This is a genomic window from Acidovorax sp., from assembly GCF_046314175.1.
GTDB lineage: Bacteria > Pseudomonadota > Gammaproteobacteria > Burkholderiales > Burkholderiaceae_C > Acidovorax.
The window spans coordinates 1-6,891 of sequence record NZ_JBKBXG010000146.1 but is presented as its reverse complement, the minus strand read 5'-3'; the positions used below and the strand labels follow the sequence as shown (position 1 = coordinate 6,891).

Annotated in this window: 8 protein-coding genes; 4 read left to right on the top strand and 4 right to left on the bottom strand. The window is 64.9% G+C overall.

All coding sequences use genetic code 11. The annotated features are described in order from the left end of the window. Together ACK4OE_RS24450 and ACK4OE_RS24445 are read right to left on the bottom strand one after the other, a co-directional pair. A partial coding sequence (locus ACK4OE_RS24450) for a hypothetical protein (protein WP_409888980.1) occupies positions 1-218 on the bottom strand: 218 nt, incomplete at its 3' end. Between the two features lie 216 nt (positions 219-434). Continuing rightward, entirely contained in the window at positions 435-683 is a 249-nt protein-coding gene (locus tag ACK4OE_RS24445) for a hypothetical protein (RefSeq protein ID WP_121419513.1), read from the bottom strand. A 158-nt stretch (positions 684-841) separates the two neighbouring features. Here ACK4OE_RS24445 and ACK4OE_RS24440 point away from each other — a divergent pair, with 158 nt between their 5' ends. The 4 genes from ACK4OE_RS24440 (at position 842) to ACK4OE_RS24425 (ending at position 5,536) form a co-directional block, all read left to right on the top strand. Next, entirely contained in the window at positions 842-2,167 is a 1,326-nt protein-coding gene (locus tag ACK4OE_RS24440; protein ID WP_409888978.1) for an AAA family ATPase, read from the top strand. After that, a complete protein-coding gene (locus tag ACK4OE_RS24435; protein ID WP_409888976.1) occupies positions 2,058-2,981 on the top strand; it encodes a DUF58 domain-containing protein in 924 nt (307 codons plus the stop codon). The genes ACK4OE_RS24440 and ACK4OE_RS24435 overlap by 110 nt, the downstream gene beginning before the upstream one ends. Then, entirely contained in the window at positions 2,978-4,471 is a 1,494-nt protein-coding gene (locus ACK4OE_RS24430; protein ID WP_409888974.1) for a DUF3488 domain-containing protein, read from the top strand. Before ACK4OE_RS24435 ends, ACK4OE_RS24430 begins: the two co-directional genes overlap by 4 nt. A 288-nt stretch (positions 4,472-4,759) precedes the next feature. Continuing rightward, the gene (locus tag ACK4OE_RS24425; protein WP_409888972.1) at positions 4,760-5,536 is read left to right on the top strand and encodes a transporter substrate-binding domain-containing protein; all 777 of its coding nucleotides are present in this window, start codon (positions 4,760-4,762) and stop codon (positions 5,534-5,536) included. A gap of 28 nt (positions 5,537-5,564) precedes the next feature. Here the strand turns inward: ACK4OE_RS24425 and ACK4OE_RS24420 are convergent, their stop codons facing one another. Then, the gene (locus ACK4OE_RS24420; RefSeq protein WP_409888970.1) at positions 5,565-6,026 is read right to left on the bottom strand and encodes an SRPBCC family protein; all 462 of its coding nucleotides are present in this window, start codon (positions 6,024-6,026) and stop codon (positions 5,565-5,567) included. A gap of 160 nt (positions 6,027-6,186) precedes the next feature. Further along, entirely contained in the window at positions 6,187-6,504 is a 318-nt protein-coding gene (locus tag ACK4OE_RS24415; protein ID WP_409888968.1) for a DUF2322 family protein, read from the bottom strand. Positions 6,505-6,891: the final 387 nt, after the last annotated feature.

Sequence of the window (6,891 nt, the reverse complement as noted above, 5' to 3'; positions counted from 1 at the left end):
CAGTTGTGATGGGGTTTGAATGAAATCAGGTGCTGGCGCTTGTGGGTAAAGCGCCAGACGCTATCAATAGTGTAGTTTTCTGCGTCTGATGCGGGGGCGAAGACGCCGCCTGGATTTTTCAACCCAAGCAGGCATTTGCCCCTAGTCCACTGAAACCGAGAAATCGGCTGTGCGCCGGGGTGGCAGCGGGTGCAGCGCAAGGCTCGGGCTGCGGCCAAGGCTGGCCGCCTTGGCAAAGCCCGCAACGCAGCGATGCGCCTGCTACCACCCTGGCCCGAAGGGTGAGGGCCTGGCAGGGCCGCCCTCGTCGTTGCTGTGCTCGCCGGGTGTGCGCCCGCCGCCTAGAGTGCGGCCCTGCCAGACCCTCACGCACAGCCGATTTCTCGGTTTCAGTGGACTAGTGTCCCAAGTTTCTAACTCGGGACATTCGCCCATCAGTGCGTCACAAACTCGTACGTCACCGCCTCGCTGTCCACCATGTCGAGGATGTCGTCCAGCACATCTTCATCTTCGGTGCTGGCCCACAGGTCTTCAGGGTCTGCCGCAAACAGGGGTTCGATGGCAATGTCCATGAACTTGCCGTCGGGCAGCTTGATGACAGGCGTGCCCTCCGAGGTGTCGACCAGCTCCCAGTCGTCGGGCACGGTCATTTCGAGTTGGATGGTGACGTTGAGTTTTTTCATGGCGATTCCTTGTTGCTAACCGGGCAGGGTAACCTGATTTGTTCTGCTGTGCGGGCTCCGGCGCCGACCGAGCGCGGATATGTGCCTGCTCATCGTGTGTCTTGGTTCCACCACAGCCGCTCCCTTAGAATTTTTGGCATATCAAGAGGGGAAGTCCGTTGGATCTCGCACAAACAGTCACAGACGCGGCACAGCAGTGCGCGCGCACGGCACAAGCCATCGTTCACAACGTTGAAAAAGTTCTGGAGGGCAAGCATCAGCAGGTCGAATTGGCGCTCGCAGCCGTCGTGGCTGGAGGGCACCTGCTGATTGAGGATGTGCCCGGCCTGGGCAAGACCATGCTGGCGCGCGCGCTGGCGGTGTCGGTGGGGCTGTCGTTCAAGCGCATCCAGTTCACCGCCGACCTGATGCCTTCAGACATCGTGGGCGGGCCGGTCTACAACCCCAAGGACGGCAGCTTCACGCTGCGCCCCGGCCCCGTCTTTGCCAACATCGTGCTGGCTGACGAGATCAATCGTGCCAACCCGCGCGCCCAGTCGGCCCTGCTCGAATGCATGGAGGAGGGGCAGATCACGCTGGACGGGCAAACCCTGCCGCTGCCAACACCGTTCGCCGTGCTGGCTACGCAAAACCCCATCGACATGGCGGGCACTTACCCGCTGCCAGAGGCGCAGCTCGACCGCTTCCTCATCCGCCTTTCGCTGGGCTACCCCGACGCGGATACCGAAGCGGGCCTGATCCAGAGCCAGCAGTTCTCGCACCCCATCAGCCGATTGCAGCCGGTGTGCCGGGCCGGCGAGTTCGAGCGGCTGGTGGCAGGGGCGCACGAGGTGTCCATCACCCCTGAGGTGGCGCAGTTCATTGCTGCCATCGTGCGGGCCACGCGCAAGCACCCCGACATCCGCTTCGGCGCCAGCCCGCGCGGCACGCTGGGCCTGGCGCGGATGGCGCGCGCGCTCAGCTGCATCCGCGGGCGCTCTTATGTGGACCCGGCCGTGGTGCGCGAAGTGGCCACGCCGGTGCTGGCACACCGCATCATTGTGCAGGGGCAGGGCGCCCAGGCCAAGGACCCCCACGACATCATCCAGGCCATCCTGATGTGCAGCGCACGCCCCAGTAGCGCCCATGGAGCGACTGCTGACCCGATCACGCGTACTGCTCGCGTTCTGCTGCACGCTGCTGCTGGCGGCGCTCAACCGCCGAGACCCCATGGTCTACGGCATGTTCCTGTTCCTCGCCACCGTGACCGTGATGGGCTTCGTGCTGCCCTGGCTTTCGCTGCGCGGCATGGCCGTGCGGCTGCGGGCCGATGGTCTGGGTGGGGAAGTGATCGAAGGCGCTGGGTGCGACATTGGCATCGTGGTGGAGCGCAGCGTGCGCTGGCCCGCCTTCATGGTGGACGTGGAGACCGAATGGGAATGGGCCGGGCGTCACCTGACACTGTGCCAGACGATTCCCGTAGTTCGCGCAGGCAAGGCCGTTGAACTGGGCCGGCAAGTGCGGTTTGCATGCCGGGGTCACTACCGGCTGGTTGCCGTGCGTCTGGCCTGTGGCTTCCCGCTGGGCCTGGTGCAGGCCCGGCATGCCATGCAGCACACCGGTATCGCAGTGCATGTACTGCCCAAGCCGCAAGCGATGTATTGGCCGCTGCCCTGGAATGTATCGCCCGACCCCTCGGGCACGCTCGCCACCCGCCACACGGGCCAATCGTTCGAGCTGGGCCTGTTGCGCGAGTACCAGCAGGGCGATTCAGTAGGACGGGTGAACTGGCGCGCTTCAGCCCGGGTGGGCGAGTTGGTGATCCAGCACTTCCAGCAACTGGGGGCCGTGGTCCTGCGGGTGGCTGTGCATGCGCCTGCGGCGCCAGCCTTGGGCAACCCCGCCAGCGCGGGGGAGCAGGCCATCCGCCTGGCGGCGGGGGTTTTCGATGCAGCCCAAGGACACGGTGCACAGGCATTTCTGTATTTGGCGGGCGATGGCGAGCCTGTGCAGGGCGCTGCCCTGGTGCGCACGGCCCTGGCTGCGGCGCAGCCAGCAAGTCCTGCCCAGTTGTGCGAAGCCTGCATGCGCGTGGCTGCGGTTGCAAGGGTGGGCGATCAGATCGCGCTGGTCGTGCCGGGCGACATGGTGCAGGCCGACCTGGCAGCAGCGCTGGCAGAGTTGAAGGGCGTTGCCTGCGCAGTGGTGGTGTGCATCGCCTTGGGACATGTTGTTGGTCCGGCGCAATTGGTAGCTGCCCAGGGCCTGCAGGCCGTGGCCCAGCGGGCCGGTGCAGTCAGCTGGAGGGAGGCACCATGAGGTCTGGCAGCACACCCGGCAATGCATCCGCCCTGGCCTCCACCGGCGTGCAGCCCGTACCCACCAGGGGCAGCACCCGCCGGGCGGACAAAGAACCGTCGGCCCCGCTGCAGAGTCGGGGCGCCATCGTGTTCGCAGGGCTTAGCTATCTGTTCACAGCCTTTGCGTTCTCTTACGTGGAACGGAGCTATCGGGCCTTCGGTTTTGCCTGTCTGCTGTGGCTGGTGTGGGCGGCACTTGGCTTTGGCGCTGGGGTGTTCAACCAGCGCGGCCCCGAGGGCGCAGGCCGCAGGCAGTGGCAGGTGCTGGGTCTGTTGGGCTTTGTGCTGGCGGTGTTCCCTGGCATCCTTCTCTTCTCCTTCCCGCGCTGGGTGTGCATGGTGCTGCTGGTCGTGATGGGCGCGCGGGCCGCCCAGCTGCGCACGCGGCGTGACCTGTACCTCACGATGACCGTGATCTTCACGGTATGTTTTCTGACCACCACGCACTACGCTGCCGACTGGAGCCTGTGGTTCTACCTGGGGCCGGCCTGGCTGTGCGGTGCGCTGACGCTTGCTTGGCTTCATGCCGAAGGCGTAGACCTGTCGCGCTGGACCAAGCTGTCGATGACTGCAGGTTTCGTGGCGGTGTCCTTTGCCATTGCTACCACACTGTTCCTGTTTGCCCCCCAGCCGCCGGTGCTCGGTTTTGGCTTCCTGCCAGGTGGCGATACGCCGGGTTTGTTCGAACCGCCTTTCGGGAAGCAGAGCGACCCTGATGCGGACCAACGCGCCCGGGGGCAGGGCGGTCAAGGTGGTGCGGGTAGCAAGGGCTCCGGCTGGGGGGCGCCTCCGCGCCAGGGGCAGTCGCGGCTACAGCCCGGTACGCCCCCATCGCAGTGGGATCGCATGCTGGATTCCATGCGGGACGCTGGCCGCGACCCGTTCGCTCCACAGTGGCAGCGCGGTGCTATCAATGGGGCGCTGGACGCGGCCCAGGCGCTGCGCAACTGGTGGAAAGGCAGCGGCGGTCCAGGTGGCGCGGTGGGGACTGGCGGGCAGGACGACACGTCCATGCAGCCGCCTCCACCGGGCAGCGGCGGGGCAAGCAGTCTGCTCGGTCTGTTGCTATGGCTGGTCTTCGTGTTTCTGGCATGGCTGCTGTGGCGTCGGCGCCATCGATGGGGCGTGCGCCTGGCACTGGCTGTGGCGTGGGGCCTGTCGCGGTGGTTTCCTGCACGGTCCATGCAGCTGTCTGCCCGTGCCATGACTTGGTGCTTGCGCGCCTACCGGCACCCGCCGCTGCGCGGGCAGTCCGTGCGCGAGCACTGGTCTTCTGCGAAAGGGCTTGCGCCACTGGCCCACACCTGGCTGAGTCGGGCGCTGGAGAACTACTGCGCCATGCGCTTCGGCGGCCTGCCTGCGACTCAGGAGCGGGCCCGGCGCCTGCGCGAGGACGTGCTGGGCGCCACCGAGGTCATGAGCGGCACCGTGCCCGAACTCAGCCGCTGAAGTCAGGCAGCCCTCCGGCGTCGCTGCGCGGCGGGGTTGAGTCCCTGCTGCTTGGCCGTCGTCTTCATTTGCCACGCTGACCGCAGCCGCGCGCGGTTCAATTCAAGGCTGACGGCAGTGTGCAGACTATGGATACGGGTGCGGCGTGCCTTGAACTGGTGGACCTCATCCGGCCGACTCGCTGGGCACGCTGCGTAGCGAGGGGCTGCTGTATCCTTTTGTTGCGCACCGCTCACGCAGATGCTTGCAGTTGCACAGCGTATCCCTCTTCCTTCGGAGTCTCGCCCAATGATCGCCAAAAAAGTATTTGCCCTGGCCGCCGTGGCCGCCACCCTCGCCTTCAGCCAGGCCGCACAAGCCGGCCCCCGGCTCGACAAGATCATGGAGGCCAAGGTCATCCGCGTGGGCACGCCCGGCGACTACCGCCCGTTTGCCATCAAGACCGACGCGGGCTACAGCGGCCACGACATCGATGTGATTGAAACCATGGCCAAGGAGCTGGGCGTGAAGATCGAATACGTGCCCACCACCTGGCCCAACCTGGTGAAGGACCTGCAGGGCGACAAGTTTGACGTGGCCGTGGGCGGCATCACCCGCAACGTCAACCGCATGCGCATTTTTGACATGCTGCCCGGCTACGCTCCCTTTGGCAAAGTGGCCCTGGTGCGCACGGCCGACAAGGCCAGATACACCAGCGTAGATGCCATGAACCAGCCCGCCGTGCGCGTCATCAAGAACCCCGGCGGCACCAACGAAACCTATGTGCTGGCCAACCTCAAGGCCGCTCAGGTCAGCACGCACGACAAGAACGCCGAGATCCCCGCGCTGATCGCCGAAGGCAAGGGCGACGTGATGATCACCGAAACCTACGAAGCCCTGCACTACGCCAAGGCCGACCCGCGCCTGCACGCCGCGTTTGTGGATGCGCCACTCACGCCCAAGAACTACCTGGGCTTCATGTTGCCCACCGACGACGCCGACTATGTGCGCGTGATGGGCTTTGTGTGGGGCCTGGTGGACAGCCGGGGCACCGTCAAGCAGGCGGCTGACAAGTGGTTGAAGTGATCAGGGTCTGAGGCTATGGGCGTCTGAGTTATTCGCCCGGAATCTCTGGCTCCACCAGCAGCGCCAGCAGCTGCAGCGACTCCTGCCAGCCCACGTAGCACATCTCGTTGGGGATCACCGCCGGGATGCCCGCCTGCACGATGGACACCTCGGTCCCCGCGATCACCTTTTTCAGCTGGATCGTGGTGCGCATCTCGCCCGGCAGGTTGGGGTCGTCAAACCGGTCGGTGTGCACGATGCGCTCGCCCGGCACCAGCTCCACATACTCGCCGCCAAACGCATGCGTGCCGCCACTGCTGAAGTTGGTGAACTGCATGCGGTAACTCCCGCCCACGCGTGCGTCCATGCTCAGCACCCGGCCGGTAAAACCGTGGGGTGGCAGCCATTTGCACATGGCGTCTGGGTCCAGAAAGGCGCGGTAGATGCGCTCTGCGGGGGCGCGCAGCACGCGGTGCAGGGTGACGGTACCGGTGTTGGTGTTGGTCGTCATGCTCGGGTCTCCTTGGGGTGCAGTCCTGTGGTGGATGAAAGCGTGAACCGCCAAACCATATCGGTTATTCAACGTGTTCACACCCCTACGACGAACGGGCCTGCGCGTTTTCGACACGCTGCTGTTGTAACGGCCAACTTTTTGGCAAAACCTCAGCCTTTCAGGCCACAACCGTCCGCACCCCAAAGCTCTCGCTGCCCTGCGCCCGGGCCAGCAGCCGGTCAATGTTGGGGTGCTTGCCAGGGAAAGTGCGCGCATCGGCTACATGCTCGGCATACCACTCCAGCCCCAGGGTGGCGGCCGCAGGCGTGATGCGGCCGCCGTATAAGGCCGCCAACGCGGCATACACCACCAGCGACCCAGTCTGTCCGGGCTTGTTCTCGATGGTGGCCAGCACTTGCCCATCCGGGCCCAGCAGGTGCAGGGCGGCGAGGTGGCTGGCGGAGGGGAGTTGCTTCAAGCGGTCTGCGAAGTTCATGGTTGTCAATGAAAATATGAATGAAATTGGTCTCTGGCGCTTTATGGGTAAGCGCTAGTAGCTATGAATAGATGAGTATTTTGGCGGTTGATTGCATCAAGCCGCTGCGGCCGCGGTGCAGCTTCACAAGGGAGGTGTTCGATGGAGCCACCAACTTGCCCGGCATGAGGGATTGGTGGAGTGCGCTGCCATACCCATATTGGGGTAGATCATTCCTTTTGGGGTTTCTTCGGGTCGGAATGAACCCAGACTTCCTAGCACGCATCACGCCTGCCACACCCCAAACCCCGCCGACCGCAGGTCGATGCCAATCTCGATCTCGCGGTCCACTGCATCCTCGTAGCTCATGGGGTTGAAGCCTTCGTACAGATCGGGCAGCAGGCGCAG

Excerpts from the sequence above, each read along its gene's own strand:
- ACK4OE_RS24445 (WP_121419513.1), bottom strand. The coding sequence starts at position 683 with ATGAAAAAACTCAACGTCACCATCCAACTCGAAATGACCGTGCCCGAC.
- ACK4OE_RS24430 (WP_409888974.1), top strand. The coding sequence starts at position 2,978 with ATGAGGTCTGGCAGCACACCCGGCAATGCATCCGCCCTGGCCTCCACC.
- ACK4OE_RS24425 (WP_409888972.1), top strand. The coding sequence starts at position 4,760 with ATGATCGCCAAAAAAGTATTTGCCCTGGCCGCCGTGGCCGCCACCCTC.
- ACK4OE_RS24420 (WP_409888970.1), bottom strand. The coding sequence starts at position 6,026 with ATGACGACCAACACCAACACCGGTACCGTCACCCTGCACCGCGTGCTG.
- ACK4OE_RS24415 (WP_409888968.1), bottom strand. The coding sequence starts at position 6,504 with ATGAACTTCGCAGACCGCTTGAAGCAACTCCCCTCCGCCAGCCACCTC.